The sequence below is a fragment of the Lysinibacillus sp. NPDC093216 genome, assembly GCF_050280325.1.
GTDB lineage: Bacteria > Bacillota > Bacilli > Bacillales_A > Planococcaceae > Lysinibacillus.
Genome location: NZ_JBNNVB010000002.1, coordinates 378347 through 404767, shown reverse-complemented (window position 1 = coordinate 404767; position 26421 = coordinate 378347). Strand labels below are relative to the sequence as shown.

The 26421-nt window shown below is 34.3% G+C and carries 25 protein-coding genes and 2 pseudogenes; 6 read left to right on the top strand and 21 right to left on the bottom strand.

All coding sequences use genetic code 11. From position 1 onward, the window contains the following. Positions 1-510: 510 nt before the first annotated feature. The 6 genes from ACQKOG_RS04430 to ACQKOG_RS04405 all read right to left on the bottom strand — a co-directional run bounded on the left by ACQKOG_RS04430 (position 511) and on the right by ACQKOG_RS04405 (position 4336). A complete protein-coding gene (locus ACQKOG_RS04430) occupies positions 511-1284 on the bottom strand; it encodes a MerR family transcriptional regulator (protein WP_427445259.1) in 774 nt (257 codons plus the stop codon). Between the two features lie 12 nt (positions 1285-1296). After that, on the bottom strand, positions 1297-1635 hold the full coding sequence (locus ACQKOG_RS04425) for a DUF4870 domain-containing protein (RefSeq protein ID WP_427445256.1): 339 nt from the start codon (positions 1633-1635) through the stop codon (positions 1297-1299). A gap of 497 nt (positions 1636-2132) precedes the next feature. Next, positions 2133-2552, bottom strand: coding sequence for a GNAT family N-acetyltransferase (locus ACQKOG_RS04420; protein ID WP_370081124.1), 420 nt, complete (start codon positions 2550-2552; stop codon positions 2133-2135). A 513-nt stretch (positions 2553-3065) separates the two neighbouring features. Next, positions 3066-3725, bottom strand: a complete 660-nt coding sequence (locus tag ACQKOG_RS04415) for a zf-HC2 domain-containing protein (RefSeq protein WP_370081122.1) — start codon at positions 3723-3725, stop codon at positions 3066-3068. Continuing rightward, positions 3715-4212: an RNA polymerase sigma factor gene (locus ACQKOG_RS04410; RefSeq protein WP_427445252.1), complete on the bottom strand. Its 498-nt coding sequence runs from the start codon at positions 4210-4212 to the stop codon at positions 3715-3717. The genes ACQKOG_RS04415 and ACQKOG_RS04410 overlap by 11 nt, the downstream gene beginning before the upstream one ends. Then, on the bottom strand, positions 4205-4336 hold the full coding sequence (locus tag ACQKOG_RS04405; RefSeq protein ID WP_255350012.1) for a hypothetical protein: 132 nt from the start codon (positions 4334-4336) through the stop codon (positions 4205-4207). Before ACQKOG_RS04405 ends, ACQKOG_RS04410 begins: the two co-directional genes overlap by 8 nt. Positions 4337-4610: 274 nt before the next feature. On the opposite strand from ACQKOG_RS04405, the gene ACQKOG_RS04400 reads away from it, so the two are divergent. Then, positions 4611-5087, top strand: a complete 477-nt coding sequence (locus tag ACQKOG_RS04400; protein WP_402870533.1) for a GNAT family N-acetyltransferase — start codon at positions 4611-4613, stop codon at positions 5085-5087. 285 nt (positions 5088-5372) lie between these two features. Here ACQKOG_RS04400 and speD read toward each other — a convergent pair whose 3' ends face one another. Next, on the bottom strand, positions 5373-6881 hold the full coding sequence (speD, locus tag ACQKOG_RS04395) for an adenosylmethionine decarboxylase (RefSeq protein WP_427445247.1): 1509 nt from the start codon (positions 6879-6881) through the stop codon (positions 5373-5375). 428 nt (positions 6882-7309) lie between these two features. Between speD and ACQKOG_RS04390 the strand changes: the two are divergent. Continuing rightward, positions 7310-7480, top strand: a pseudogene (locus ACQKOG_RS04390) (PhzF family phenazine biosynthesis protein); the annotation flags it as partial. Between the two features lie 483 nt (positions 7481-7963). Here the strand turns inward: ACQKOG_RS04390 and ACQKOG_RS04385 are convergent. The 5 genes from ACQKOG_RS04385 to ACQKOG_RS04365 all read right to left on the bottom strand — a co-directional run bounded on the left by ACQKOG_RS04385 (position 7964) and on the right by ACQKOG_RS04365 (position 13355). After that, positions 7964-10291 (bottom strand): ABC transporter permease, encoded by a 2328-nt coding sequence (locus tag ACQKOG_RS04385; protein ID WP_427445326.1) that lies wholly within the window; start codon positions 10289-10291, stop codon positions 7964-7966. A 10-nt stretch (positions 10292-10301) separates the two neighbouring features. Next, the gene (locus tag ACQKOG_RS04380) at positions 10302-11063 is read right to left on the bottom strand and encodes an ABC transporter ATP-binding protein (RefSeq protein WP_370081114.1); all 762 of its coding nucleotides are present in this window, start codon (positions 11061-11063) and stop codon (positions 10302-10304) included. Between the two features lie 140 nt (positions 11064-11203). Further along, positions 11204-12469 carry a sensor histidine kinase gene (locus ACQKOG_RS04375; RefSeq protein ID WP_370081112.1) on the bottom strand — a complete coding sequence of 422 codons (1266 nt, stop codon included), beginning with the start codon at positions 12467-12469 and terminating at the stop codon, positions 11204-11206. After that, complete coding sequence (locus tag ACQKOG_RS04370) at positions 12466-13152, bottom strand: response regulator transcription factor (RefSeq protein ID WP_427445242.1); 687 nt, start codon at positions 13150-13152, stop codon at positions 12466-12468. Before ACQKOG_RS04370 ends, ACQKOG_RS04375 begins: the two co-directional genes overlap by 4 nt. Next, positions 13149-13355 carry a hypothetical protein gene (locus tag ACQKOG_RS04365; protein WP_370081108.1) on the bottom strand — a complete coding sequence of 69 codons (207 nt, stop codon included), beginning with the start codon at positions 13353-13355 and terminating at the stop codon, positions 13149-13151. The genes ACQKOG_RS04370 and ACQKOG_RS04365 overlap by 4 nt, the downstream gene beginning before the upstream one ends. Before the next feature lie 120 nt (positions 13356-13475). On the opposite strand from ACQKOG_RS04365, the gene ACQKOG_RS04360 reads away from it, so the two are divergent. Beyond that, positions 13476-13778, top strand: coding sequence for a tyrosine-type recombinase/integrase (locus tag ACQKOG_RS04360; protein ID WP_370081106.1), 303 nt, complete (start codon positions 13476-13478; stop codon positions 13776-13778). Positions 13779-14459: 681 nt separating this feature from the next. After that, on the top strand, positions 14460-15356 hold the full coding sequence (locus tag ACQKOG_RS04355) for a PhzF family phenazine biosynthesis protein (protein WP_427445237.1): 897 nt from the start codon (positions 14460-14462) through the stop codon (positions 15354-15356). Positions 15357-15613: 257 nt separating this feature from the next. On the opposite strand, the gene ACQKOG_RS04350 is transcribed toward ACQKOG_RS04355, so the two are convergent. Continuing rightward, positions 15614-15889 carry a hypothetical protein gene (locus ACQKOG_RS04350; protein WP_370081102.1) on the bottom strand — a complete coding sequence of 92 codons (276 nt, stop codon included), beginning with the start codon at positions 15887-15889 and terminating at the stop codon, positions 15614-15616. A 217-nt stretch (positions 15890-16106) separates the two neighbouring features. On the opposite strand from ACQKOG_RS04350, the gene ACQKOG_RS04345 reads away from it, so the two are divergent. Then, positions 16107-17921, top strand: coding sequence for a terpene cyclase/mutase family protein (locus tag ACQKOG_RS04345; protein ID WP_370081100.1), 1815 nt, complete (start codon positions 16107-16109; stop codon positions 17919-17921). Between the two features lie 686 nt (positions 17922-18607). On the opposite strand, the gene ACQKOG_RS04340 is transcribed toward ACQKOG_RS04345, so the two are convergent. Continuing rightward, positions 18608-18904: a hypothetical protein gene (locus ACQKOG_RS04340; protein ID WP_370081098.1), complete on the bottom strand. Its 297-nt coding sequence runs from the start codon at positions 18902-18904 to the stop codon at positions 18608-18610. A gap of 927 nt (positions 18905-19831) precedes the next feature. On the opposite strand from ACQKOG_RS04340, the gene ACQKOG_RS04335 reads away from it, so the two are divergent. Continuing rightward, the gene (locus ACQKOG_RS04335; RefSeq protein ID WP_370081096.1) at positions 19832-19987 is read left to right on the top strand and encodes a hypothetical protein; all 156 of its coding nucleotides are present in this window, start codon (positions 19832-19834) and stop codon (positions 19985-19987) included. Between the two features lie 1240 nt (positions 19988-21227). Here ACQKOG_RS04335 and tlp read toward each other — a convergent pair. The 7 genes and pseudogenes from tlp to ACQKOG_RS04300 all read right to left on the bottom strand — a co-directional run. Further along, the gene (gene tlp / locus ACQKOG_RS04330) at positions 21228-21464 is read right to left on the bottom strand and encodes a small acid-soluble spore protein Tlp (RefSeq protein ID WP_053595505.1); all 237 of its coding nucleotides are present in this window, start codon (positions 21462-21464) and stop codon (positions 21228-21230) included. A 135-nt stretch (positions 21465-21599) separates the two neighbouring features. Next, positions 21600-21947, bottom strand: coding sequence for an aconitate hydratase (locus ACQKOG_RS04325; protein ID WP_370081094.1), 348 nt, complete (start codon positions 21945-21947; stop codon positions 21600-21602). Beyond that, positions 21940-22278, bottom strand: a complete 339-nt coding sequence (locus tag ACQKOG_RS04320) for a YolD-like family protein (protein WP_370081092.1) — start codon at positions 22276-22278, stop codon at positions 21940-21942. The genes ACQKOG_RS04325 and ACQKOG_RS04320 overlap by 8 nt, the downstream gene beginning before the upstream one ends. A gap of 57 nt (positions 22279-22335) precedes the next feature. Further along, positions 22336-23592 carry a DNA polymerase thumb domain-containing protein gene (locus ACQKOG_RS04315; RefSeq protein WP_370081090.1) on the bottom strand — a complete coding sequence of 419 codons (1257 nt, stop codon included), beginning with the start codon at positions 23590-23592 and terminating at the stop codon, positions 22336-22338. Between the two features lie 509 nt (positions 23593-24101). Next, positions 24102-25532 (bottom strand): DHA2 family efflux MFS transporter permease subunit, encoded by a 1431-nt coding sequence (locus ACQKOG_RS04310; RefSeq protein WP_370081088.1) that lies wholly within the window; start codon positions 25530-25532, stop codon positions 24102-24104. A 261-nt stretch (positions 25533-25793) separates the two neighbouring features. Then, a complete protein-coding gene (locus ACQKOG_RS04305) occupies positions 25794-25943 on the bottom strand; it encodes an iron chelate uptake ABC transporter family permease subunit (protein WP_402870504.1) in 150 nt (49 codons plus the stop codon). Positions 25944-26153: 210 nt separating this feature from the next. Continuing rightward, positions 26154-26351, bottom strand: a pseudogene (locus ACQKOG_RS04300) (iron chelate uptake ABC transporter family permease subunit); the annotation flags it as partial. Between the last annotated feature and the right edge of the window lie 70 nt (positions 26352-26421).

Below are 26421 nucleotides of genomic sequence, written 5' to 3'. Positions count from 1 at the left end.
AGTGAAGATTTTCTTAATTATCATCTATAATTTTAAACTTATGTTTTTCCGCCACCTTTATTTATATGTCTTGAATCGTATTCTTATGTGATTTACTGATTTTTTCTATAGGTATGTACGAGAGGATATTAACTGTGATTGTCAAAGTATGTGGTGTATAGTTTGAGGCTTTATAGGGGCATTTAGTTAAAGTTCAATGTTAAAGACTATCATATACTTTATTAGTTTGTATATTATAGTATGTTTATTGACTATTATTTTTATCGGTTGCCTTGGATTAAAGAAGCCATTGCCTTTGGATTTACATAAGGAGTTTTTGATTTTATCAGTAATTGTCATAATAACTTGTTTCGTAGCAACACAGATGAAACAATCAAAATCTTCTTTAGAAAAATGAAATTAATTACTAATTAAGCTTTTCATTAAACCCCAATTGTTAGAAACAATTGGGGTTTAATTTTCATACTAGCAATTTTTCAACTGGCTTTTTCATTGCCGGATTTTCATATATTAATTCTTTATCGTTGCCTGGGTGTTGTAACAATTATTTTGATATATATTTATCGCTTCTTTTAAAAATATTTGCTCCTTTTCTGTAAAAGGATTCGGAAAGTTGAATGATTCTGTGGATGGTAGCTTTTTTTCAACCAAATCTAAATTTCCTTTCAAGGTTTCATTCATAAGTTGCAGAAGTGTTTTAACTGTTTCTTGAGCTTCTTTTGAAGAAGGTATAGCTTTTGTAAGTGTTAAATGTTTAATTTCTGATAAAACTTTAGTCCATTTTTTATCTAGATCGATTTCTTCGGATTTATTTATACTAAATAATTCATCAGTTATATCTGAAAAGTGTTCTTTAAACCATGTTTCAGTATTTTCAGCAAACATTAATTTTTGAAGCATAGCACAAAATATCTCGATATGGATGATTTCCTCATCTTTCACTGTTTCAATAAGATGGTTTATATCAGATAATATATTTATAATATCAAGTTTTTTTGCTTCAAATAACTGTTTTTGATCGTTTAAAAATTTTAAGATAATTTCACCTTTAACAGTGTTTTTTTGCAGTATGTCTTTAATTTCCTTTAGCGACAAGCCTAGAAACTGTAATGACTTAATGTTTTGTAAAGTAGATAGGTCCTCTGTAGTATATAATCTATGCCCACCCTCTGTATAATCACTTGGTTTCAGTAGGTCTATGCTGTCATAATATCGAAGTGTTCTAATACTAACACCAGACATTTGCACAAGTTCACCTATCGTAAAAATCCCTTTCTCCGACAAATTATTCTCTCCTTAATGATTGACTTTAAAGTATCGTATAACGGGATAAGAAAACTTTTTTCCATTTAAAGTATAAATTGCTGCAATTAAAATTAATATTGTTTCAAGAATAATAAGTGCAAAAGAAAGGTTTGAAACTGCGCTCCATTTTTTAGACATAAAAGTTAATAACAAAAAAACTGGGAAGAGAGTAAAATGAAGGTTCATCCCTTCTTTTGCATGATCAGCAAAATATTTATTCTTATTCCTTGATACTAAGTATACCAATATAGGTAAAATAAAGGTTAATAGTAGCGAGAACAGATGCATTAAACTTGCCAATCCTCTGTTTAATAAACTCTCTTTTTTCATTGTGCTTTTCCTCCAATAGCATATTTGATTGTTACCTTTTAAAGTGAGTAACTAAATTCATCATAAAAGGTGACGCTACTGGAGATTCAAGGACAAATGATAATTTTTTCATTAAATACTTACATATCAGAATTCACGTTTGGATTTTTCTGACTACTCCCACAGTTAAAGCAGTGGGGTTCTTATGTACTTAAGAGAAGCGTCATTACCCGTCACTCCTTTCTTTTTTTGATTATTTACAATATAAACATATGTTCTAAAAAGAAAAATGCACTTCATTCCTCCCACCTCTGAAGAAGTGGGCTTCCTGAAGCTCAATTCTGTGATTTCTTTAAAGTTTTCCTTGTGTTTAAATACTTCATCAAATATAGCTGTTGTTATTTTTAGTTTGCTCTATTGTATGATATAATCGTTTTACTGACTAACCTAAGCAAGTCAAATTGAGCTGTAGCGATACCGTACGCTACAGCTTTTTTTGTCCTCCACCACAAGGATTATTACTTTTCCAAATACTCCTCTGCTAGTTGCGGATTTTTGTATATGGCCATACCAGTTTGCAATTTTTTAAAGCCGATCTTTTCGTAAAAAGGTTCATTTCCTGTCGTTGCAATTAGCTGAATACAAGAAACATCCTCTAATTGGTGAATGATGTCCTCTAAAAGAGTTCTGGCAATTCCTCTTCCTTGATAATCTTTATGGACTACAACATCATAAATAGCAGCATTGAATACACCGTCTGAAAGAGCTCTCGCAAACCCTATAATTTCATGATCTTTTACTGCGAAAACTTGGTGTGTACTTGCATTGAAAACTTTTTTTATGATGCGTTCGTCATGTTTCATCCATCCTACCGATTGATAAACTTCTTTTAACATTGCTAGCTCGTTTTCCTCTACTTTATATTTAAGTAAAATCATTTTTCATTCCCCCAAATTTTGCACTTCTTTAAATCTATATTAATATCCCTTTTCTCATTACACAATATCTCTCAAATCTGTATAAAGGTAGCACTTCAAATTTAAAAATTTCTCCGTTCGTTATGCTTTCAGGTATTATGTTTCCCGTTGATATGCTGCTCAATCTCTTACAAATAATTGGTAAAGTTTTTCCTGTAACTTGGGGCTATTTGAATTTTTATGTGATGATAAATGGGGAATGATGTCTATTTTATCGTTAATATTAACGATTATAGTTACTTTATTGTTATGTACATGGTGACTTGGACGATTACATACAATTGAATAATCCTCTTCCCTATTGGAATTAGCTAGGCTGAGGGAAAGCATAGAATCAAGTATAATGAAAAAATTAAAATACTTTAAGTGAAAAAGAGAATCCCGCAGTAAAAAGCTTTTCTGCGGGATTTTATATTGGTCGGTGAATAATCTAGAATTAATGTAGCAACTATTCTTTTCTTATTCATGTTCATATCATTTTCTTTTATTTTCTGGATCGTATAAATCCTTTAATAGTATCTCTTCCGTACTATTTTTATATTGAATGAGTATTTTGTCTTCGTCTGTCAGTTTCTTTTCTTCACCATTGTCCAGTAATAATGTATTTTCATCTAAAAATGTAAACGTGACATTACTTCCATCTTTTAAAATCCTGGCTGGTTCTGAAAAATCATTCCACTTTTCATAAATAATGATCTCATAGATATACTTCTGTCCCCTATGTTTCATCGATAAAGGATAACGATTGTCATTTTTCGTTTGAAAGGACAATGTAACCGTTGTACCTTGTTGTTGGACGGTTGTTTGTATGCCCTTTTCATCTGCTATCCACATGTGGGCGAAGAGGAAGAAACAACCAATGGATATAATAAGGAAAATGGATAGTAGTGATCCTACAATAATGAAAATCTTTTTCCTATTTTTTGATCGCACCTTTTTAAAATAATCGATATTTTTATCCTCCTTTTTTTGCTCATGGGTACGTTCTACCAACAGGTTTTCCTGCATTTCCTTTACATACTGTTGGCACTCCTCACATTGTTCCATATGTTTTTCTATTTGTTTATTTGTCTCTTCGCTTGTTAAATTTTCTATGTAGCTCGGGATTAAATCTCTAAAAACGCTATGATTCATTATTTTCCCCACCTTTTCTGATTTGTTGTTTTGCACGATAAAATGTTACTCTTGCCCAGTTTTCTGTTCTTCCCAAAATGGAGCCAATCTCTTTAAAAGATAAATCACCTAATAATCTGAGATAAAGTATTTCACGGTTTATCTCACTCAGTTGTTGAGCTTTTTTATAAAAATTAATTTTGTCTTCATTTCTAAAATATTCATCTTCTAAATTATAAAATATAGGAGTTTCATCACTTAGTGAGTTCACTAACTGGTGCTTGTTTTTTTCGCGATTCATTTCTTGTAACCACACGTTTTTCGCGATTGAACATAACCACGTTGAAAATTTTGCTTTTCCGTTATTATGAAAGTTTTCAATGGACTTAATGGCTTGATAGAACGTCTCTTGCGTTAATTCTTCAGCAGATTGACCATCATATGTAAGGGTTAATAAATACCTAAAAATAAAATCCCCATATTCTTGATATATATTTTCTTTATCCACGATTTACCTCCTTTCTAATGAGAATTTTGCTATTCTGAATCAAGTCTTTTGAAAGCCAATCATCTATATATCCAAAAATTTGTTGATTCGTTACAACAATTTTTTTATTTTTTTCTTTATTCATTTTTTGTGCCCTAATCATTTTTATTGTGGGGTTTGAAATATCCTTCATTTCTTCTAAAGATTATCACGCCTGTTGATTAACAATTGTGATCTCCTATATTGACACCGAGGATTACTGTCGTCTAGTGACCCCTTTCGTCCTTATTGTTCTATCACATCCTCTCATTTATTGTTTCTAGCCGGCATCATTTTTATCATTATTCACCATTTATAAATCAAGCCTCTTGACGAACGTTTGTTCCGGTATTAGAATAATGAAAAAAGGAGGCAATTTTATGCAAAAAACGAACACCATCGAATTAGTACATTTCTCAGAAGAGTACGTGGATAGTTTAAATGACTTTGACCTTCCAGAAGAACAAAGTCAATTTACTGCCCTTCCAAAAGAGATTTCTATAGAAACGGTTGGACAATATCCGATTGTTATTTTGAGTGATCATGTACCTGTAGGATTTTTTGTCCTGCACGCAACAGAAAGAGTAAAAGAGTATTCTAATAATCCAAAAGCTATGCTGCTTACTGCATTATCTATTGATCATAAACAACAAGGAAATGGGTACGCCAAAAAAGGGATGCTAGCATTGTCTGAATTTATGAAGAGGGAATTTAAAGAATATAATGAAGTCGTTTTAGTCGTTAATCAAAAAAATATTCCGGCTCAAAATTTATATTTAAAAGTTGGCTTTGTCGATAATGGGGAAAGAAGAATAGGACGTATTGGCGAGCAAATTGTTATGACCCTAAACATTTAATGGATTTTCAAAAATCACTCGTCATGACATGGGTGATTTTTTTGTTCTCCCCTTTTCTAAAATCTAATGACAACTTGTAAGCCCCTTTTTGGTGTCCTGATTAATTGATTGAATTATTCCGTTCTATTGCCAATAGTTGAGTCTTTTCATTTAGTAAACATAATATTTTTATCAATACTACTAGCTCTTATTTTGCAAGACACATATGGTAACTCTCATCAAGTGAAAACATAAAAACAGGAAAAGAAAACGATTTGTCTTTCTTTTCCTGTTTCATTTTAAGTTTTATGGTCTACCTCGATGCAGGTAATGTTGTGTGGCATTCCCTGCATTAAATCGCTCAGTAATATATTGAACAGCGTCTTGTAGAGCTAATTTACTGTTACACGTGAAAACATCTATTGCCGCATAACCGTACTCCGGCCACGTATGAATCGTTAAATGGGATTCTTGAATAATGACTACACCGCTAACCCCATACGGTGAAAAATGATGGAAATGTTCGGTTACAATCGTTGCCTTTGCTTTATGAGCGGCTTGACACATAATCTTTTTAATTTGTTGCACGTCATTGAGTAATGCGTCATTGCAATCGTGCAACTCTAATAAAATATGATGCCCTAATGCATGCTTGGATTGTGATTTTTGTACTGTTCTCTTCATTTGTGAAAACTTGTTATTTTTGCAATCTGGGCAACCACTGGCTTGAAGTTGAGCAATCGTGCTGTATTGATAGCCAGCTCCGACTGTAAGGGCGTGCTGACAATGGCTACACTGATAAACGACGGATTTTCTCTCTATTTCTCCTGTGTAAATGGGTCGCGTAAATTTACGCTGATTAGGAATATAAGGAGTCATTTGCTCTGTTGTTTGTAATACGAATAATTGGCTTGTAGCACCTAAAATCTGCGCACCTTCATAGGTGTTTAAGTCGTATTGGATACTGCCAATCACGAAGCCCATAGAATATAAGCTTTGCTGTAGTTGCCACTGCTTTTGGTAGCTACGTTTAGCATAGGAAAAAAACACATGTCGCATTGCTTCAGGCTTTAATGCGTTAATCGCACGTGATAAAAAAAGCTGTGCGCCAGTCAAGGTATACGGTGTGTCTGTGTATACGCAATCAAACTGGTGGGCGTATGTTTTAGGCAAAGGCTCCTGAACGTTATAATAATCTGTTTTAATCGGAAGCTCATAGTCCTTAGCTATTTTGCTAATCGTACATAAAATTCGTCTATCAATATCTAACACAACAATTTTAGTGGTAGAGTTTGGAGCAATTTTCTTTAGTAAAAACGCTAATGCAACACTGATGAAATCATCATCACCTAAACACAAAATACGCTTATTGAGTAGCATCGTATAGTCAAGTGCGAGCAATGCACGTTTTAAGGCTGTCTCAACTGTACATTTTGCTTGATCGATTGCCACGTCAGCAGAAGGTCTATCTTCATAAATAGTGCTTAATTCGCTAATATTTTGTGTGATCCATTCTGTACGAAATGCATCATCTGTCGTTAACTGAAGATACAGTTTAGCATCCGCACCTGAGAGTTGAAAATATTGTGAGATAGCGAGCTGGCCCTTTTTTGTTAAGCTATGTTTACCCCAACCTTGCTTGGCAAATTCTTTCTTCATTGCTGAAACGATAGGTATTGGTAAGTCTGTCGTATGAGCTAAAGATTTAGTTGTACAATTTTCGTGGAAATATAAAGCAAGTAGAGCTTTTTCTAATGTATGATAGTGTTCTTCAAGCTGCATATCAGCTGTAATTTGTTGTAATTGTTTTTGCATTGTAGATTCGTCCTCTCAATTTTAATAAGAAAAAAATTAAAATTGTCTAAATCAACGAATAGAAAAAGCGCGACTAAAACTAGTCGCGCTAAACGTTTATACGAAGCTAACTAATTCTAATCTTGCTTTTTTGCACAACAAATAACACCCTTAAATAGGTGGTTTGTTCGACAAAATAAGCTATAACGTTGATTCAGATTAGAATTCTACAATTAACAAAAAGTTCACCCTTTTTTAAAATAGTCTTTTTACTATATAATAGATATGAAAATTTCGCAAGTTTTAGTAAATCATCTCTTTTATAGTGTAATATTCCCTTAAAATGTTGTATTATGGTATGGTTTACAGTATCTAACCAATCTAAATGAGGGTTTCATTAAGTGTATTAGTATGGGGGGAACAATAAAAGTTAGAAAGGGGTTAATAAGATGAGAGATATTAGAGTTTATCATGTGGATGCATTTACAACAGAAAAATTTGGAGGTAATATAGCTGGCGTCGTGCTAGATGCTGAAAAATTATCCGAAAATGAGATGCAAAGTATCGCAAAAGAACTAAATTTATCAGAGTCTGTATTTTTACTACCTTCAAATAATGAAGATTAAAACAACCAACCTAATATTCACCAGTAAATCTTTTTAAACCATTGCGTATATTTTTCGTAGGTTAGATTGATCCTGAGACCCCCTGCTATATCTTTATTTGTCATTTTGTCTGTTAGGAATTGGATCAATTCATTTTTTGTTAGATACATAAAAGAGGCTGGACATAAGTATTTTTATAAAGCAAAATTAAAAAATATCCACAAAAGAAAAGCGCTAGAAATCAACGTCAAAAATTGATTTCTTGTGCTTTTTAAGGTTCTGACCAGTTTTGTCCCAGCCTCTTAGTGAGTAAAAAATATAAAAAGGAAATTTATTGCTTTTCACTTGATTGCGTTAACAAAATGTTAGCATCTATTCACACATTCCTCCTATGGTGAGTTTATGTGGCAACACATGGGTGCTGGTGGGTTTAATTATATAGTCTCGGTTTCTATTTCATTGGAATCTAGCCTATTTTTAATACTAAACTATGCATGATTATTCTGAAATTAAACCGTAAGCAGAAACTTTCTTAATTTTTAAGGATACGAACATTGAGTCAATGTAGGCTAAAATAAGAATGCCTACACATAGCATTAGAATAATCGGTAAATGAACGATAAAGTCTAAACGTTTCACCCCTGCACTTGAAAGTAATACAGAAAGCATAGGGTTCGTATAAAAATATCCTAGTACACCTCCAATGGCCACTCCAGTAATAATCACGGGCACAAAGCTGATGGAAATTTGATGCATCAATTGAATTGTTGAGTAGCCTATTGCTTTCATTACGCCAAACTCTTTCTTACGCTTAATAATCATCGTTTTGATGATCAGATACAGAATCATTACAACAACTAGAACGGTAATTGTCAGAACCATTATCATAACTGCAAACACTGCAGCTGTATACATACCTGTTTGGCTCTCTACATTTTTATCTATGTCTATCGTTTCTACTATATAATCTCCGTACTGTTCGTGAACGTTTTCAATAAAGTTTTGGTTTGATATACCATCTAGATATACATAAAGGGTCGTGCCTTTATAATCTGACTGTAATCGCTGAATTCCATCCATCGTTAATGAGGCTATTTGCCCTAAATTGCCGATTGATTGGCTAAGGCCAGTTACTAGAAAACTAGCTGTTTTAGTCCCATATTCTACTTCAACCGTATCGCCAATTCCTTTATTAATTTGATTTGATACAACCCAGGAGATGGATATTTCATTATCATATTTTGGCTGACGGCCTTCGTAGACAATATTATTTTCTAACTGATTATAATTATCCGTAACATTCGTATTTACAGTTTGATTATCAATTTTTGTTGTAATAAAATCAAAAATATTTACCTTACTTACATGGTCCATTTGTTTAATGTGACTCAAAAGTTCTGTTGTATCTGCATCTTGCCTAACAGATATCATCACATTTGCCGGTTCTACGCCAAATAAGTTAACAAATGCGGTTTTGTCTGAAGCAATGTTGTAAAAAAGTACCACTGAAAAAACTGATGCGAATGTTAATGCAACAATAATTAAAAGTATCATGATGTTTTGTTTTACATTTGACAGCATCGATTTAATTGCAAGTAAAAAATGAAGCCCCCCTCCCGTATTCTCCAATGGAAAATAATTTTTTCTAAAACTATGCGTTTGAATACCTCCCCGAAGTGCCATGATAGGTTGAATTTTTCGAACACGGAAGGCGGAAATTAATGTAACAATTACAACACAAAAAGCAATAATGAATATATTGGCTAAATTAATAATCATATTGAATCTCTGATACCATATTAATCCAGATAGAGATGAAATAATGTTTCCTATGATAGGCATAAGACAATATGACAATGCAACCCCTACAACACTTGCACTAAAAGCAATTAAAACAAACTGTAAAATATTTGACGATAGGATTTGTCTACCTGTATAACCAATTGCTTTAAGTACTCCTATATTCGTCATCCCGTCTTCAATGCTATTTGATACACGATACTTAATGACAATTAGTGAAACAAGCACGATAATGGCTGCAAAAGCTACTAAAATCATAGCTATGATGTTAATGGTCAACGTGCTCACACTTTTCACCATCTCAATATCTAACGTCCCAATAGATGAAGTCGGCTCACCTACTGTTGATTGAGGAAACTCCTTAATAAAATCATTTACTAACTTTGTAGATTGTGTTTTGTCTTCCATCACTGCAGATATGATCAATCCTTTGTCTAGTTCATCAGCTAACGTTTGATAAGCAATTGCTGGTAGCATGAATTTCATGAATCCAATGTTGGTCGTACCCATCATTGTTGTTTCAAAAAATCCAGCAATTCGATACTTATAGTCCTTGTTTTGATATGTGATGGTAAAATCTTCACCTAACTCATAACCACCATTTGTTTTAAAAGTGTAAGGAATAAAAATATCATTTGCACTTGAAGTGTTTAGTTTTTCAACCAACTTCAACGCCCCGATATTACGATGATCATCCGCATTAAAAATAGCGGTACGACTAGCTAATTCATTATCACCAAAATTAAATTTGGCAATGTCCATATTGATAATTTCTTCTGTTTCTGACTCTGTCACCCCTGGATATTTCGTTATAAATTCTCCATAGCTTGAATTATAACTTGCATAATCCATCATAATTATTGCGTGAGGATCTTTTAATTGTTCCGCTTTACTATCAAAAAATGTATTGATTTGAGTAATGACCATTAGACCTATATTCAGAAGTAGCGCAGCAACTAAAATAAATGTAAATAAGGAAGCTGTTGCAGATTTACTTCTTCTAATATTAGCGAGGGCTAAATTCATGATTTTCACCTTACCACCCCATTTCTGCAAGGAAAGCCCCGAGCTTTTCATGACGCTCGAAATTCTCTTCCTCACTGAACGCGCCTAACTGCAAGTCACCGCAAATTACGCCATCTCGCAAATATAAAATTCGGTTTCCACGCAATGCTGTTTTCATATCATGAGTGACCATGACTATGCTTTGCCCATTTCGATTTACATTTGTTAAAACATCTAACACACTATCACTAGATGCAGAGTTTAATGCACCAGTTGGTTCATCGGCAAAAAGTATTCTCGGATTGTTAATTAATGCTCGAACAATCCCAACTCGTTGAGCCTCACCACCAGAAAGCTGTGTCGGAAATTTAGACCATGCGTTTTCATTGATCCCTACTTGTATTAATAGTTCTTTCGCTTTTTTTACGAGTTCACGCTTATTCTTATTTACTAAAAGACCACTTGCCAGTACATTATCGAGTACGCTCATATTATCCAGTAAATAAATTTGTTGGAATACAAAACCACAATTATTCCTTCTAAATATTGCCAGTTGGTCGTTGTTTAATTTAGCTAAGTTTTTACCAGCAAAATCGATTTCGCCTAATGTCGGTTTATCCATTCCACTCATTGCGTAAAGTAGAGTGGACTTCCCAGACCCTGAACTACCCATTATGATTGTAAAATCCCCTTCTATTAAACTGATATCTAGATTTTTTAATACATGCTGTTGAATTCCACCGCTCGAAAAGGTTTTACACAGCTTCTCCGTTTTGATAATCGTCTTTGTCATGTTTTTAGCACTCTCCCTTTATTAAGCTCATGTTTGAATTTGCAAATCAAAGAAAAAAGACCGTAATGAAGATTACAGTCTTATCATACAAAATGAATTCTTATTAAATCTTTGTGCAATTATTAACTAATCCTTAATTATCATGCAAGCTTGATTTTCAATACTACGGTAAAGCCATCTTGCCCATTGTAACAGCTAATCTGGCCATACATATTTCCCATGAAATACTTCGATATATAGAGACCAAGTCCTGAACCATTCTTGCCTCCGATATTTGTTCCTCGATAATATTTATTGAACAGTAGAGGCAATTCTTCTTCGCTAATTCCTGACCCTAAGTCCATGATGTGGAGTTCAAGATAACCCTGTTTGATTTGTGACTTAATAGTGACCTTAGTTCCTGCATATTTATATGAATTACTGATAATATTGTCTATTACCTGCTGCATACGTACAGAATCCGTTAAAATAATACATCGTGGAATTGAATCATAGACGATCTGATTGTCATAATTTACATTTTCAATCATATCAACAAGTACCTCGCTCGATTCTTCGGTTACCGTTATCTGTAACTGTTGCAGTTCTTCTAAAGTGGCATGAAACATATCTGTAACAAGTAAGTCAATTTGCTCTGCTTTCGAATAGATTGTATTCACTTGCTTAATGACCTTTTCATCCTTTGCCTGCAGAAGCATCAATTCACTAACTGCCTTTATTGAAGCAACAGGCGTCTTAATATCATGACTTAATGTGGCCACAAGCTCTTTCTTACTACGGTTGGATTCATACTCTCTTTGACGAGCAGCATAGAGTTCTTCACGTAATAAATCAAAACTTTCCGTGAATGCACCAAAATAATTGTCTTTATCCATATTTAAAGGAATATCTAAATTACCTCTAGCAACATTCGCCGCGAAATGTTGAAGCTGCATAAAAGGTTTTAGTAACGTTCTATAAATATAGACATTGTAAATAATACTAACAATCATTACTAAACCAACTATTAAACTGAAAGATGTAACCAGTTCCTTTTTCATTTTTTGCACTATTTCATGATCGTTATTGCGGATAATAATTTTCCCTACGACCTCATCATTTTGCTTCACATCAATAATCGAATCCCTATTTTTGATGGCGTCATATATATTAATAAACTGAATACCCGGTGTTTGATAAATTACATTTTCTAAATTATCTATAATCATAAGTGGTTGTTGAAAGCCGCTGTTATCAAATGTTTCATTATTAATTTGTCCCCAATTTTTTTCGACCGTTTTAACTAATTCATTAATGGCTACTATATTCATTTCTGAAATATTTTTATTGTTAATCATAATTATTGGGAAAGTAATTCCTGCAACAAAAATAACCAGAAGCAGGACACTAAGCAATTTTATTCTCATTGCTTAGTGTCCTCTAACACATATCCTGTTCCCCATATCGTTTTTATAAATTGCGGGTCCTTTGGATTTTCTTCAATTTTCTCACGTAAATGCCGAATATGTACATTTAGTGTCCCATCCCCTACAAAAGAATCTCCCCATACATTTTGAAACAATTCATCTTTAGTAATGATACGGTTTTTATTATTCACCAAATAATACAGAAGCTTATATTCCATCGTTTTTAGACGAATATCAATACCCTTTACTCGAACACGATGAAGTTTTGTATCAATTTGGATTTGACCAAACTCTAAAACCTCTTGTTGGTTAGAACCACTGCCATATCTTTTGAGTACTGCTTTTACTTTTGCTAATAATACGCTTAGTGTATATGGTTTTTGAATGTAATCGTCCCCACCTATGTTAAGTGCGATTAGAACGTCGTCATCGCTGGAACGAGCGCTTATAAATAGAATCGGAATCTGCGTAGTTTTACGCAATTTTTTACATAAATCAAACCCCGATTCACTACCGAGATTGATGTCTAGAAGAAGCAATGATGGTTCATGTTCTTCCAAAAATAACTCGCACTCTTCTGCACTTGCCACAAAAGCCGTTTTTACTTCGAACATATTAAAATATTCACAAGTTGTTTCAGCTAAAGCGATCTCATCATCAACAATTAAACAATCTAATTTCATCGTAATTCTCCTAGAAAAAGACTTTCGGTATGCATAGCATAAGAACCCTGGTTAAAAACGCTGAATTCATAATCTGTTTGCTGTGGCAATTTTTCATTTAGCTTTTTAATTATGATATCTCTCTTGTCTTTTAAAATCTCATTTTCTTCTTTAAGTTTGATATTCTCGTGAAATTTATCGAATTGCGTTCTACAATCAGCCATACACATTTCCTCCTAAAGTCCGCTAAATTTTCACAATATGTCATCCTATTATAAGGGGATTTAACAAAAATTGCATACTAAAATCAGGATTTATGTTTTAACACACATGCAAATAAACTCTTGAAGAAGATACTAGTTGATCTTGGAATCGAGCCAATTACCATACATGGATTAAGACACACCCATGCATGTGTGTTGCTGTACAAAAAGATATCCATTTACTATGTATGTGAACGATTAGGCCATAAAGATATTGAAACAACTCATAACATTATGCACACGTTACACAGGAATTACATGCAGAAGAATCTAAGTCGACAACGGCTATATTCGCTATCTTGCTCTCTTCTTAGAATTATACATCATTTTTATGCATATCTGAATTTCAGGTATGCGTTTTTTATTTTTAATACAGATAAATAATTGATGCTCATAAAGGCTTTGAGAACAATTTGTACAAAAAATTATATTTCTTACTGCTAAAGAAAGCTGTATTATCAAGGCCTTTTATTGTGTAAAATGAATTCAATTCTTATCGTTTTCTATCGTTTTCTCAAAAAACGGAGAAAGCCCATAAACCTTGATATATAAAGGTTTATGGGCTTTCAAGTATTTCTTATCTTGACTAAAAAACTTCTAACGATAGCGGTGGTCGGGGTCGAACCGACACTCCAAAGGAACACGATTTTGAGTCATAGTGGATTCTATTAGTGCCATTTCTATTAAATCCGTCAATATAGAAACCCTCTTGTTCGTAAAGCACCAGTTAATACAATACTTAAACTTCCGCTTCTCCGATAATAGCTTTTATCCGTGCTTGTTCTTCAGTCATATCTAAGTATTCAAAAAATCCAAGAAGCGCGAGAAATCAACGATGCTAAAAATTCTAATCTTTGCACAACAAATAACACCTATAGGTGGTTTGTTCGACAAAATTAAGCTATAACGTTAATTCCGATTAGAATTCTACAATTAACAAAAAGTTCACCCTTTAATAAATTGCATTATTTAGTATTCTTACTATATAATAAACTCGAAAATTCAAAAAAAACTAGTAAATCACTGTATGGAGGGAACAATAAAAGTTAGAAAGGAGTTATTATGATGAGAGTTATTAGAGTTTATCATGTAGATGCATTTACAACAGAAAAATTTGGAGGTAATACTGCTGGCGTCGTGCTAGATGCTGAAAAATTATCCGAAGATGAGATGCAAAGTATCGCAAAAGAATTAAATTTGCCGGAAAGCGTATTTTTACTACCTTCCAATAATGAAGATATAGATTATAAAGTAAAATATTTCACTCCCACTGAAGAAATCAACTTTTGCGGACATGCAACTGTTGGGTTAACATGGCTTTTGGCGAGTGAGTTTGGTCTTGCTGAGAAAAAGGAAGGTATAGTGCTAGAAACGAATATCGGTAGAGTACCGGTTGTATGGCATAAGGAAAACGGAAAAGTTATCGATGTGGAAATGACGCAAGTAACGCCAAAAACACAAGATATCGATATTGATGTGGAAGAGCTTAGTCGACTAATCGGCGTCAATTCCAAAAGCATTGATTTAACCTATCCAATCAAACTAGCGAATACTGGTGTCTGGCATTTACTCGTTCCAATAAAAGATCAAATCGATATCGACAATGCAGTGCCAGACTTAGCAGCGTTAGCAAAACATAATAAAGAACATAATATCAGTACGACACATCTTTATACTTTTACTAATTTGCAAGAATATGAACTATATACAAGAGATTTTGCGCCAGGGATTGGCATACCAGAGGATCCTGTAACTGGTGCAGCAAATGGTGCATTAGCGGGCTTCTTCTATTTAGAAGGCGTTATTCCTCAAGGTGACATAACACATCTTAAAATCGCTCAAGGAGATGCAATAGGAAGACCTGGAACGCTTTATGTGACTGTTATTCCGAATGAATTAAAACCAGTCATCAAAGTTGCAGGAGCTGCTACCATCACAATTCGAGGTATTTTAACTATCTAAACATAGCAGCTTAAATTTGAGACTTTTTTATAGGTATGATTTTCAAAAATCACTCTTTATGACATGGGTGATTTTTTTCTGTTCTCCCTTTTACTGATGGTGCCTACACATATAATTGTCAGTGCAGATAGACTGTTTTGACAATCGGCTATTTAAAGAAAAAATGCCAACGTCATATGTAAGGATTACATACTCTTTTGGATGTTCTAATTGAATTATTCCACTTCATATCAAATCTTCAAGTTCCTTCTAATAGTTTACATAATATTTTTATTCAATAAATAAAATGTTCCCCTATTTGGTAAGTTCTCATGGTAGCGTTGAAGAAGAAAAGAGACGCTTATTGTAGTAATAGGTAAGCCTTTGACGTTATCTCCGGCTTTCCCCCGTTTCAAAAGATGAAACAACAAACCAGATGACATCTCCTTTGTCAAAAGTACTATTAATTGCATTAATAACATTTTCGCAAATACTTCTTTACCATCTACATACATAATTAAGGTTATATGTTTAATATTTAAAGAATCACTCATTTCAAGTGAAATGCCACCCCCGTTATGGATAAGATAGATTATTAGTTTATATGAGCTAATCTCATTAAAAATAGAATTCTGGGTAATTTATGTAATTCCAACTCTCCCCCTCCTCAATTCTCCGCACCTGTCTATTTACCTTTATAACTCTCATCATAAAATATCTTAATTGCAATTCATTTTTACAAATACAACAGGAGAGGTGGTAAAAACTTAAATGAATCTAATAAATGAGATTAACCAAAAAATACAACAAATTATTAAAAATCTGAAGCAAGACCAATATATTGACGGTTCGTGGAGATATTGTTTTGAAAATGGCCCAACGACCGATGCAAATATGATTATCATGTTAAGAGTATTAGATTATGATGATGAGAATCTTATAAAGAAACTTGTTGCACGTCTGCTTCAGCAACAGCAAAATAACGGTGCTTGGAAGCTTTATGATGATGAAAAAGGAAATTTATCTGCAACAATTGAAGCATATACAGCTCTTTTATTTTCTGGACATTTGAATAAAGATGATCCGTCGATGAAATTAAGTGAACAATTTATTGTGGAGAATGGAGGACTTGAAAAAAGTCATATTTCTACTAAGTGTTTACTAGCTATTACCAACTTATACCCTTGGCCAAGACTATTTCCTATCCCACTTAGCATCATGAATATACCAAAGTTTCTAACATTTAATTTTTTTCATTTTAGCTCATACGTACAAGCACACTTTCTTCCTATCTTAATATTAGGACACGATAAATTTGTAGTTACTAATAAATGGACGCCTGATTTACAGCATTTATTTTTATCTCAAAAGAAATATAATTCACTTAAAAAGAAAAAAAGATGGTTTAGTTTATTTAAAAAGATATTGCCTACTTATAAAGAATCTACGAGGCTAAAAGCTGAACAACATATATTGAATTGCATTGAAAAGGATGGGACATTATATAGTTACGCAAGTTCTACATTTCTTATGATTTATGCACTACTTTCTCTAGGTTATAAAAAATCTTCTCCTATTATTCAAAATGCTATTGGAGGTATTAGATCTTTTTTATACGAAAAAGGAGATGTTTTTCATATTCAAAACTCTCCTTCGACTGTTTGGGACACTGCGCTAATTTCTTATTCCTTACAAGAATCGGGTCTTACCATTAAGGATCCAGCTATCCAATTAGCTTCGAACTTCTTAATGGAATTACAACACAAACACTCTAATAAAGGATGGGGTTTTTCAGAAAGCAACTCCATTAATCCTGATGTTGATGATACACAAGCGGCATTAAGGGCACTATCTAATTTCACATGTAGTCATTCTGAATTTCGTATGGCCTGGAATTCGGGAGTTGATTGGTTATTAAACATGCAAAACAATGACGGAGGCTGGGGAGCATTTAAAAAAAATAGTCCTTCATACATTAAATGGCTTTTCCCCATACAGAGTTTTGAAGACACTGCTATAGATCCTTCTGCTGCTGACCTCACCGGCAGGACATTGGAATTTCTAGGGAATCATTTAAATTTGACTATGCAGCATCCTCGTGTATTGAACAGTGTAAAATGGCTAATAAAGAATCAAACTAATGATGGTTCATGGTACGGACGTTGGGGGATATCTTACATTTATGGTACATGGGCTGCTGTCACGGGCTTAAAGGCAGTTGGAATTCCATCTGATCATCCAACTATTCAGAAAGCAACAGATTGGTTGTTAAATAGAAGACAATCTGACGGAGGCTGGGGTGAATCATGCCAGAGTGATTTTCATAGAGAATATATTCCTTTACCCTATTCTACATTAGTACAAACTTGTTGGGCAGTTGATGCATTAATTTCTATCTCTGAGTTTCCTACAAAAGAAATCACAGAAGGAATTATAAGAATTTTAGAATGGCAAAATACAGAAACTAGTCGGATTACTTATCCTACAGGTGCAGGTTTACCAGGACACTTTTATATACACTATCACAGCTATCAATACGTATGGCCTTTGGTTACATTGAGCCATTACCTAAAAAAATACAATTAGTTCATTATTGGAGTTTTAAAAAAAAAAATAGTTAATCTATCTACCCCCCTCCTTTTTCATCTCATATACTATATTGTTCCTATCTTTTCTGTAATTTACTTTTATTTGAAAGGAGGTTTTTGTCAATGGGCAATATTGATCCTAATTTAATGCGTGTTTTCCGACAAAGAATTAGAAACCCTCATTGTTTCGGTCGTGTATGTGGAGCTCTTAGATCATGCAACTATCATCAGTTAAGAAGTCCCGCAGGTGCATATGGTCTTGTTGATCGTCTATCTGACTGCTGTGGAGTACCTATAACAAGAGATCAGAGAGATAATGCAGCACACTGGCTTATGAATTGTGGAGTTGATCCTCTAAACTCAGCTCACCGAAGAAGGATGTGGGGTATTGTTAGGGGAGGTTTGTGGTAAACCGAAACACTTTTTAGCAGGGCAACTAACCATGGTTAGTTGCCTTCTTTTAAAATAAGTTGCGAGACACACTCTACATGTGCGGAGTGTATGTGGCAACATATGGGTGCTGGTGGGTTAAATTAAATTAAAAAATGACTCTGCTCTACTTTAGCGAAATACCAACTTACTGTATTTTCTACTTTCACTTACAAAAAGAGCATCAATCCCTTTTTGATCAGCGACTCTATTAAGTTGAAGAATTATTTCATTATGTATCTAAGTTTGATTACCTCAAGTCTTTCTTTTTTCTTCTTTTCTTCTTTTTGATTCTTTTACATAATTAATATAGTTCCCTGTTCCTTCTATTGCTGAAACTGCAATGATGGCCCATTCTAGTGGATTAACATCTCTTAGCGTTTCCTTTCCATAGAGTAATGTAATGCTAGCAATAAACCCATAGAGAATTGCTTTAGAAAAATACTCCCAAATAGGAGAATAATTTTCTATATTAATTTTGTCGTATATTTTTTCTATTAAGATTACCATTCCTATAATTAAAACTACGGTTATAATCATTTCCGTCTTCATAGTCCGCCTCCATAAAAAATTTTAACACATGCTTCATTATATAATTTCTTCGAAAATATCTTCAATCCTTTGTGTAACAAAAAAATCTACTACTGGGAATCCGTTCTTTTATCATTTCTTTATTATTAAACTAACTCCAACCACTTCTACGACTTTAGTTGCCATTATTAATCTCTTGGTTATAGGGAACAGGTCAACCGTTTTTTATTGTTTTAACAGGTATGCGGAAACATATCTACTACAATTTTTCAAAGCCGGAATCTTAGTACCTTTAACATTCACACCTTACCGCTTTCAGTCAGTGAATCCTTTCCTTTCGCAATCTTTACTTCACTCCTAATTAATTATTTTCATACGACCAACTTTACATCTTAAATACTAGCTCTCTAAATATTTTCTAAAAAAAACAAAATCCCTTTTATTAGGATTTGGTCTTCCAAATTTTTATTATACTAACTCCAACCAAGCAACAGCCTCGCAATGTACGGTGTGTATGAAACATGAGATGTTTATGGGTATATCTACTTCTCAAATGCCTATGTATGCATGATTATAACATTAGATAACGCGAAAATTCTTATAGAATTTTCGCGTTATCTATCCACTCGTTACAATTATATAATCTAACCACAGAACACCTTCATTGTTATGATGGATAGTGGTTTTAACTTTTTATTATGATATAAATTTAGCTATCACCAAAGTTGCGGCACAATAAATATCTACCGTGGTAGCTCTCTTGCTTCCATTCCGTATGAAGTTTTTAAATTAATCCGTTAAATTTAAACTCGTGGTTAGTGTTGTGGAGGTGAAAATGTTACTTTATCCATACATTTTGTTTCATCACATATACTTCATTCATTAATTGTAAGTTATGCGGATAAATAATCATCTTTCTCTCACACTAATGGTGGAGGTGAGATGATCATGGGTAGTAATAAACATAAAAATAATAAAACTCAAGACAACAAAAAACAGCAGAATCAAAATCAAAATGCTAACAGAGAGCGTAAAAATGAAAACAGAGAAGAGTTCGGTGAGGAAGTAGATTTCAGTAGTATTCAAAATGAAAATAAACGTTAATTGTGATAAACTAACTCCCAATATTCACCTTAGAAGAAGGTGTGTATTGGGGCTTTTCTTATTGTGTAAACATCACCTAGATCCATCTCTTTCGATTTCTTAAAGTACAAAAAAACCGGAAATAATTCCGGGCTGATTACCACTTACTTTTTTCCTTCATGACACACTGTCTCGCTTTCGCATTCGATCTTAAGAATAACCTAAGACAACAGTGCTTTAGCTTACAGTTGATGGTTATTCAGAGTAAACGATCAATCGTACTCATCGGGTTAACCCCTATCCATTACTTTTTCTTTCACAACAAACATTTTCACTAATATTTTTTCTTGAACTTTTCTGCTTGGTTAGTAAAAAAACGTCTTCACTTATGATAAGAATTTAGCTACTACCAAAGCTGCGGCACAATAAATATCTACTGGTATCCATAAGAGCCAACCTATCATCCAGTTTAATTTTATATATACATTAGATGGTATTATTTTCAATGTTATTTTTGTATTTCCTACGAGTTCATTATTTTTCCGTACCCCCTTCTGAAATATTCTCAACCTTCAGTTCTGCTTGAGTTAAATTAGGATTATGAAAATCAACCTCTAAAAATGCGTATTGAGGATTTGAAATCGACAATTTCACACTCCTTCGTTTCATCCTAATTCCTTAATAAATCAATTAAAAGCTTAAATTGCATGTGGCTATTATATTCACAAGGTAGTAACAATATGCACTATTAATTTACAAAGTTTTGCAATGAGACCAATCAATTGTCGATTATTGACGTAAAATTTCAAAAAAATGGAGCGTCTACCCCATATCGCATGGTAATTTTCATTTATCTTGATCTCCTTTCCTATCCTGCATACGAAAAGCACTTCATAGCATTTTCAATAAAATTACCTATTTGTTTCATATTTCCACATTAACATCAATACCTTTTTATTTGAAATGAAACTCTTTGGTGCTCAATTTCTCTCGAATGCTCTCCCATTTCAGTTAGGTTCGAACAGGTAAGTTTAAACTGATTGGGAACATTGCTGTCCCCCACCGTCATTTGCAGCTATACCTCCCAAAAAAGAGGTAGTAAAATGGGCTGTAATAAGTCATTTACAACCTCATAATAAAAGCAGATGGCTATGTAGAGGTCCATTACAGAACTTCTAAGCCATCTGCTTTTATAGGCAAGCACTTTTTTATCATTAAAAAGAATGGAGAGAAGTTAGTTCCTCTTCATAAGTCTTCAATCCTACACTTCTCCTTTTTTACGAGCCGCCATTTCATCTTTCATTTCTTCTTTTAATCCTTCAATTGACTTTTGACGTCGCTTATTTTTTTCTTTAATCATTTCACTTTGCATAGGGTCTGCAAACTCCAAACTAATTTCCGCTTCATGAAGTTTTTCTTCAGTGTTTTTAACGATATCACGGATTCGTTCAACGTTATTGGATCTATCATCTGGTTTTGAGTGTCTTGAATTAGCCATGGTAACCTCCTGAAATTTGACATAAATTTAGGTTGGCTAATTTAGTTGTTCCTATGTGTACTAATTTTTACTAAGAAGAATGTACGGTGCTGATCACTCAAATACATAAGATTCCTTACATGCAAATTTGATATTCTACACACATTTATTCAAACGGCTATGAATGAGCTCCTCTACCTGTGCTTTTAGAGCTTGATTGGCATAACGTAGCACTTCATCTTCGCCTGCTGTTTTGATGATTACATCGCTGAAATATTCATCAATTTTGACCCACTTTACAACGGCAATATTTTTCTTAGCTAGAACTCGCCTTTTATTGTAGAAATCATGTCTTATATCTTTTAATAAATCTTCTACAATATGGATGTAGATTTTGGACATTTTTAACTTTTCGAGCGATGAATAGTCTTGTTGTAATGACCTGATGGCCATATCTAATTTTATAAACTCATACAAAACACTACGATCCTCACCATTAATCATCAACGTCCACCATCTTTGCGTCTTGGATTGTATCAAATGCAATACGTTTGATGGCTACATCCGTCTCAAGTAACAATTCCTTTTTAATTGTATCAGTTCCTGTAACTAGCCCTGTCTCGTCATGCAAATTATTGTTGCTCCACAGCGTTAACGTAATCAGTTTTTGCATTTTAAAAGCGCGTTGTATAGTCTGTTCTATTTCCTCTAACTCCCACTCGGTTAATTCTCGCTTTTTATCGTAAAATTGCTCTTGCTTCCATACTTTAATGAGGCCAAGATGCTCAGGAAGCATCATCGCCGTCCACTTCATTGATCCACGGTCACGTATCATCTAAACACTCCTCGAATTCTTAATCGTTCTTCTATCTCGTCTTATCTCATTCCCCCCTTACGCTAAGTGCCCGCCTACTAAGCGATTACGTGTAATAGCTGTGCCAGCCTTTGTATAAGAAGCCGCCCTTAATAAGGCTACAGCGCCATATTTTCTTCGAATAGCATCCATAACGTGGCCAATTACTTGTCGTTGCTCCTTGCGCTCATCAAATAAATCCAATTGGATACTGCACGCTGGTTCTAGGTTCGTTATTCTAACTGACAATTGACGCGCTGGCTCGCCTGCAAAGTGCTCATCCAGTAATTCTAGACAAGTTTTATACATCACTAGCGTTTCACTTGTTGGCACTGCAATCGTTCTAGAGCGTTGGAAACCTTTTGTCATAGCACTACGACTATAAGACAAACCTAATGTAATTGTCCGACCGACATAACCTGCTTCGCGCGTTCGCCTCATCACGTCCTCACACATTTCTAGTAACGCCACGGATATTTCTTTTCTTGTATGGTAGTCACGCATTAACATCTGGCCTTTCCCAAAGCTTAGAGCTGAGTTTTTAACTAGAGGCTCTCCAAGCGTGGAAAGATCAATGCCATGCGCATGGTGGTACAGTTGATTACCCATGATGCCGAATTTTTTTTCTAATTCATTTAAATCAGCTTTTGCTAATCCACCGACTGTTACTATCCCCATTGCATTTAACTTGGCTTCCATCTGTTTTCCGATACCCCACATCTCAGATAAAGGACGCACAGGCCAAAGTTTCGTTGGCACATCTTCGTAAGTCCACTTTGCAAAACCTGACTTTTTAGCTTCAAGGTCTAAAGCAAGTTTTGCCATCAACATGTTCGGCCCCATCCCAATAGCACTTGGAATACGAAATTGATCATATATCGCTTTTTGAATTTCCTTTGCTGTATCCTCAGGAGGTCCCCAAAGCCTTTCTGTTCCAGTTAGGTCCACCCAACTTTCATCGACACTATAAACATGTATGCACTCTGATGGCACATACTTTGAAATAAGGCGAGTGATAGCCATAGACATTTCAATGAAGAAACTCATCTTCGGTTCAAAAAGTTTTATGTCTGGATGCTTTGGTATTTCAAAACGACGATTTCCTGTTTTTATCTTAAATCGCTCCTTCATAGGTGGCGATGCAGCTAAGACAACGCTACCAGGTTGAGTGAAATTAGCTATGATGGCGATTGGGGTTGTCATGACATCTAAACCTTCAAGCATTGCCATGCAACTAGCGTAAAAGCTTTTCATATCAATACATATAATGGAACGTTCAGGCAGATTTTCATCCATTAAATGATCCCTCGCTCTTTATAGACATGGAACAATAATTAAAAGTACGCTATTGACTATCTTAATTATTTTGACACACGTGATGACTCCAGACTTTGTACTGTACATCCTATTTACTAACTGATTGTGTTGCATCCCTTTTATTAACTGATCTTTCATTGTTTTTAATCTCCCCACGCAAAACAGAACGTTTGTTTGTATATATTATACGCACAAACGTTCTGTTTTAGAAGTGGTAATTTTTAGATCAGTCTTTTTAATTGATCTGAAGCTGATTTAAAGTCCTGTAATTCCCCAATATCGTGGAAGTTTCTCAATGGATTCCTACAGCTCTAATTCTTTCTAATACAAATGGTATTGTAAATTTTTAGGACTTACATGTTGAATTAACTGCATAATTGATTAGCCTTATAACAGATTCACCAAAGATTTTGTTTGGTTAGGACTTACAACAATACAGAATTTGCAGATGTTTTTCTATTTTTATCCTTGCATTATGATGTCAGCTACTATTTAACGCGAGAAGATTTAATGAAGAAGGAAATAATTAAACCAACCATAGCTATAATTAGAGTGAATATAAAGGAGTCCTGTACTCCCGCTGTTAATGAAGCTCTAATTGAAGAAGGGTCAGATAGATCAGTCATATTGTTCATATATCTTTTCTGAGAAGCGGACATAATCGTAATCGCAACTGCAGTGCCAATTGCTCCCGACATTTGCTGTAATGTATTCATTAAAGCAGTACCATCTGGGTAAAGATTTTTAGGTAATTGGTTTAGTCCATTTGTCTGAGCAGGCATCAAAACCATCGATACACCTAAAAATAGAATGGAGTGCATCACAATCACCATACTAACCGGCGTTTCAATGGTAACGTTTGACATGATCCATAACATGATAAACATGATTGCAAATCCAGGTATAACAAGTCCTCTTGGTCCGAATTTGTCAAAGATACGACCTGTGATTGGGGACATTAATCCATTCAGCACACCACCTGGCAACAAAACAAGCCCCGCGGTAAATGCAGTCAATGCTAGTCCTGTTTGCAAATATAATGGCAACAAAATCATCGTGGACATTATTACCGTGAAGCAAATAAATACGGCCAATAAACCTAGAGTAAACATTGGATATTTTAATACACGTAAATCAAGCATAGGTTTATCCATTTTTAATTGTCGCAAAGAAAACAAGGTAAGTGCAGCAAGACCTATAATAATCATCGTGATCACAATCGTACTTCCCCAGCCATTCTCACCCGCGCTGCTAAAGCCATAGACAATTCCTCCAAAACCAATCGAAGATAGAAGAATAGATAATATATCAATTTTGGGTTTAGTTATGGTTGATACATTCTGCATATACACTATACCCGATACCAACGCAAGAATCAGAAAAGGCAAACAAACCCAGAAAATCCAATGCCAAGTCAGTTTTTCAAGAATTAATCCTGAGATTGAGGGTCCAACTGCGGGTGCAAACATAATGACTAACCCTATTAGTCCCATTGTTGCACCTCTCTTATTGACTGGAAAAATCAATAAGATCGAATTAAACATCAGAGGTAGCAATAATCCCGTACCTATAGCTTGAATCACTCGAGAAAACATTAATACTTCGAAGCTTGGTGCAAGAGCTGCGACTAGTGTCCCAATAATTGAAAAAATCAATGACACAATAAATATTTGACGTGTACTAAACCATTGAAGTAAGAGACCCGAGACAGGAACTAATATCCCTAAGGTCAATAAATAACCTGTTGTCAGCCATTGAACCGTGGAAGAACTAATAGAAAATACTTGTATTAAATCCCCGAGAGCCATGTTTAAAGCCGTTTCACTGAACAATCCAATGAAACCAGCAATTAAGAAAGAAATTAATATTGGAGTAGTTTTAATCACTTTTGTTTGTTGTGTTTCTACTGTTAATGACATAAATAATCCACCTAAAATTTTATTTTGTTATAAGCTTGTCGTTAGTCTTAGCAGATTAATTTTAATGGCAATTTCTTCTGCACTTCTTTTTTTGTACAACGAGTTGCTTCCTTCTCTCTTACTCTACTTTCTTTTTTAAACAGCAGATACACGAAATAAGGAACATCGATAATGTAGATCACAAATGCCTACAGGCAGTTCAGCTGGAGCAAAGATCATCTTTCCGATATTACATATTTATAATGAATACCGACTAGTCTTCTAGCCACTATGAGGGGCAATTAAGCCAATAAATCCAACACTTCCTGCTACAGATAAACATGCGCTAACTAACCCGACGCAGCATAAAAGAAAAAACATTCTTTCCCGGTCTTTCTTTAAGCCTATTCCTATGGCTAATACCTCATCCAAATTTAATAGGTTAAGTCTGTGCGATTTCCATCAAATGATTGGCGTTAAAATTATTATCCATGGAATACGCTAATATATGAATCCTAGTCGTACTATAAAGGCTGCCTGATAACCAGACAGTCGCCATTTCAAAATCTTGTGGGTCCATCTTTAATGAAATATAAAGAGTAATGGCCCTAAAACCTGAACTAAAGGCGCTCCCTACTAAACATCGGCCACGCCCATAGTCGAAGGGGATGCAAGATAATTTCTTGTCATCCCCTTCATTAAAACTCCTGAAACCGCCATGAAGGCACCAACCAATAGCGCCCCTATCACACGCGGAAGGCGCGATGTTTGAATGATTAAATGATCCATATTCTCTGAATCAAAATGAAAAAGCTCCTGTCACATCATTTCATAACTCATTGATTTCGAACCATAGAAAAGAGATACGATTATTGTCACACTGAACAGAATGCATAATATGACAATTAAA

Excerpts from the sequence above, each read along its gene's own strand:
- ACQKOG_RS04380 (WP_370081114.1), bottom strand. The coding sequence starts at position 11,063 with ATGACAAAGACGATTATCAAAACGGAGAAGCTGTGTAAAACCTTTTCG.
- ACQKOG_RS04315 (WP_370081090.1), bottom strand. The coding sequence starts at position 23,592 with ATGGATGAAAATCTGCCTGAACGTTCCATTATATGTATTGATATGAAA.
- ACQKOG_RS04405 (WP_255350012.1), bottom strand. The coding sequence starts at position 4,336 with ATGAATAAAGAAAAAAATAAAAAAATTGTTGTAACGAATCAACAAATT.
- ACQKOG_RS04320 (WP_370081092.1), bottom strand. The coding sequence starts at position 22,278 with ATGATACGTGACCGTGGATCAATGAAGTGGACGGCGATGATGCTTCCT.
- ACQKOG_RS04370 (WP_427445242.1), bottom strand. The coding sequence starts at position 13,152 with ATGAAATTAGATTGTTTAATTGTTGATGATGAGATCGCTTTAGCTGAA.
- ACQKOG_RS04375 (WP_370081112.1), bottom strand. The coding sequence starts at position 12,469 with ATGAGAATAAAATTGCTTAGTGTCCTGCTTCTGGTTATTTTTGTTGCA.
- tlp (WP_053595505.1), bottom strand. The coding sequence starts at position 21,464 with ATGGCTAATTCAAGACACTCAAAACCAGATGATAGATCCAATAACGTT.
- speD (WP_427445247.1), bottom strand. The coding sequence starts at position 6,881 with ATGCAAAAACAATTACAACAAATTACAGCTGATATGCAGCTTGAAGAA.
- ACQKOG_RS04335 (WP_370081096.1), top strand. The coding sequence starts at position 19,832 with ATGGGTAGTAATAAACATAAAAATAATAAAACTCAAGACAACAAAAAA.
- ACQKOG_RS04415 (WP_370081122.1), bottom strand. The coding sequence starts at position 3,725 with ATGAATCATAGCGTTTTTAGAGATTTAATCCCGAGCTACATAGAAAAT.
- ACQKOG_RS04355 (WP_427445237.1), top strand. The coding sequence starts at position 14,460 with ATGAGAGTTATTAGAGTTTATCATGTAGATGCATTTACAACAGAAAAA.
- ACQKOG_RS04420 (WP_370081124.1), bottom strand. The coding sequence starts at position 2,552 with ATGATTTTACTTAAATATAAAGTAGAGGAAAACGAGCTAGCAATGTTA.
- ACQKOG_RS04350 (WP_370081102.1), bottom strand. The coding sequence starts at position 15,889 with ATGAGTGATTCTTTAAATATTAAACATATAACCTTAATTATGTATGTA.
- ACQKOG_RS04310 (WP_370081088.1), bottom strand. The coding sequence starts at position 25,532 with ATGTCATTAACAGTAGAAACACAACAAACAAAAGTGATTAAAACTACT.
- ACQKOG_RS04345 (WP_370081100.1), top strand. The coding sequence starts at position 16,107 with ATGAATCTAATAAATGAGATTAACCAAAAAATACAACAAATTATTAAA.
- ACQKOG_RS04425 (WP_427445256.1), bottom strand. The coding sequence starts at position 1,635 with ATGAAAAAAGAGAGTTTATTAAACAGAGGATTGGCAAGTTTAATGCAT.
- ACQKOG_RS04365 (WP_370081108.1), bottom strand. The coding sequence starts at position 13,355 with ATGGCTGATTGTAGAACGCAATTCGATAAATTTCACGAGAATATCAAA.
- ACQKOG_RS04400 (WP_402870533.1), top strand. The coding sequence starts at position 4,611 with ATGCAAAAAACGAACACCATCGAATTAGTACATTTCTCAGAAGAGTAC.
- ACQKOG_RS04340 (WP_370081098.1), bottom strand. The coding sequence starts at position 18,904 with ATGAAGACGGAAATGATTATAACCGTAGTTTTAATTATAGGAATGGTA.
- ACQKOG_RS04325 (WP_370081094.1), bottom strand. The coding sequence starts at position 21,947 with ATGATTAATGGTGAGGATCGTAGTGTTTTGTATGAGTTTATAAAATTA.
- ACQKOG_RS04385 (WP_427445326.1), bottom strand. The coding sequence starts at position 10,291 with ATGAATTTAGCCCTCGCTAATATTAGAAGAAGTAAATCTGCAACAGCT.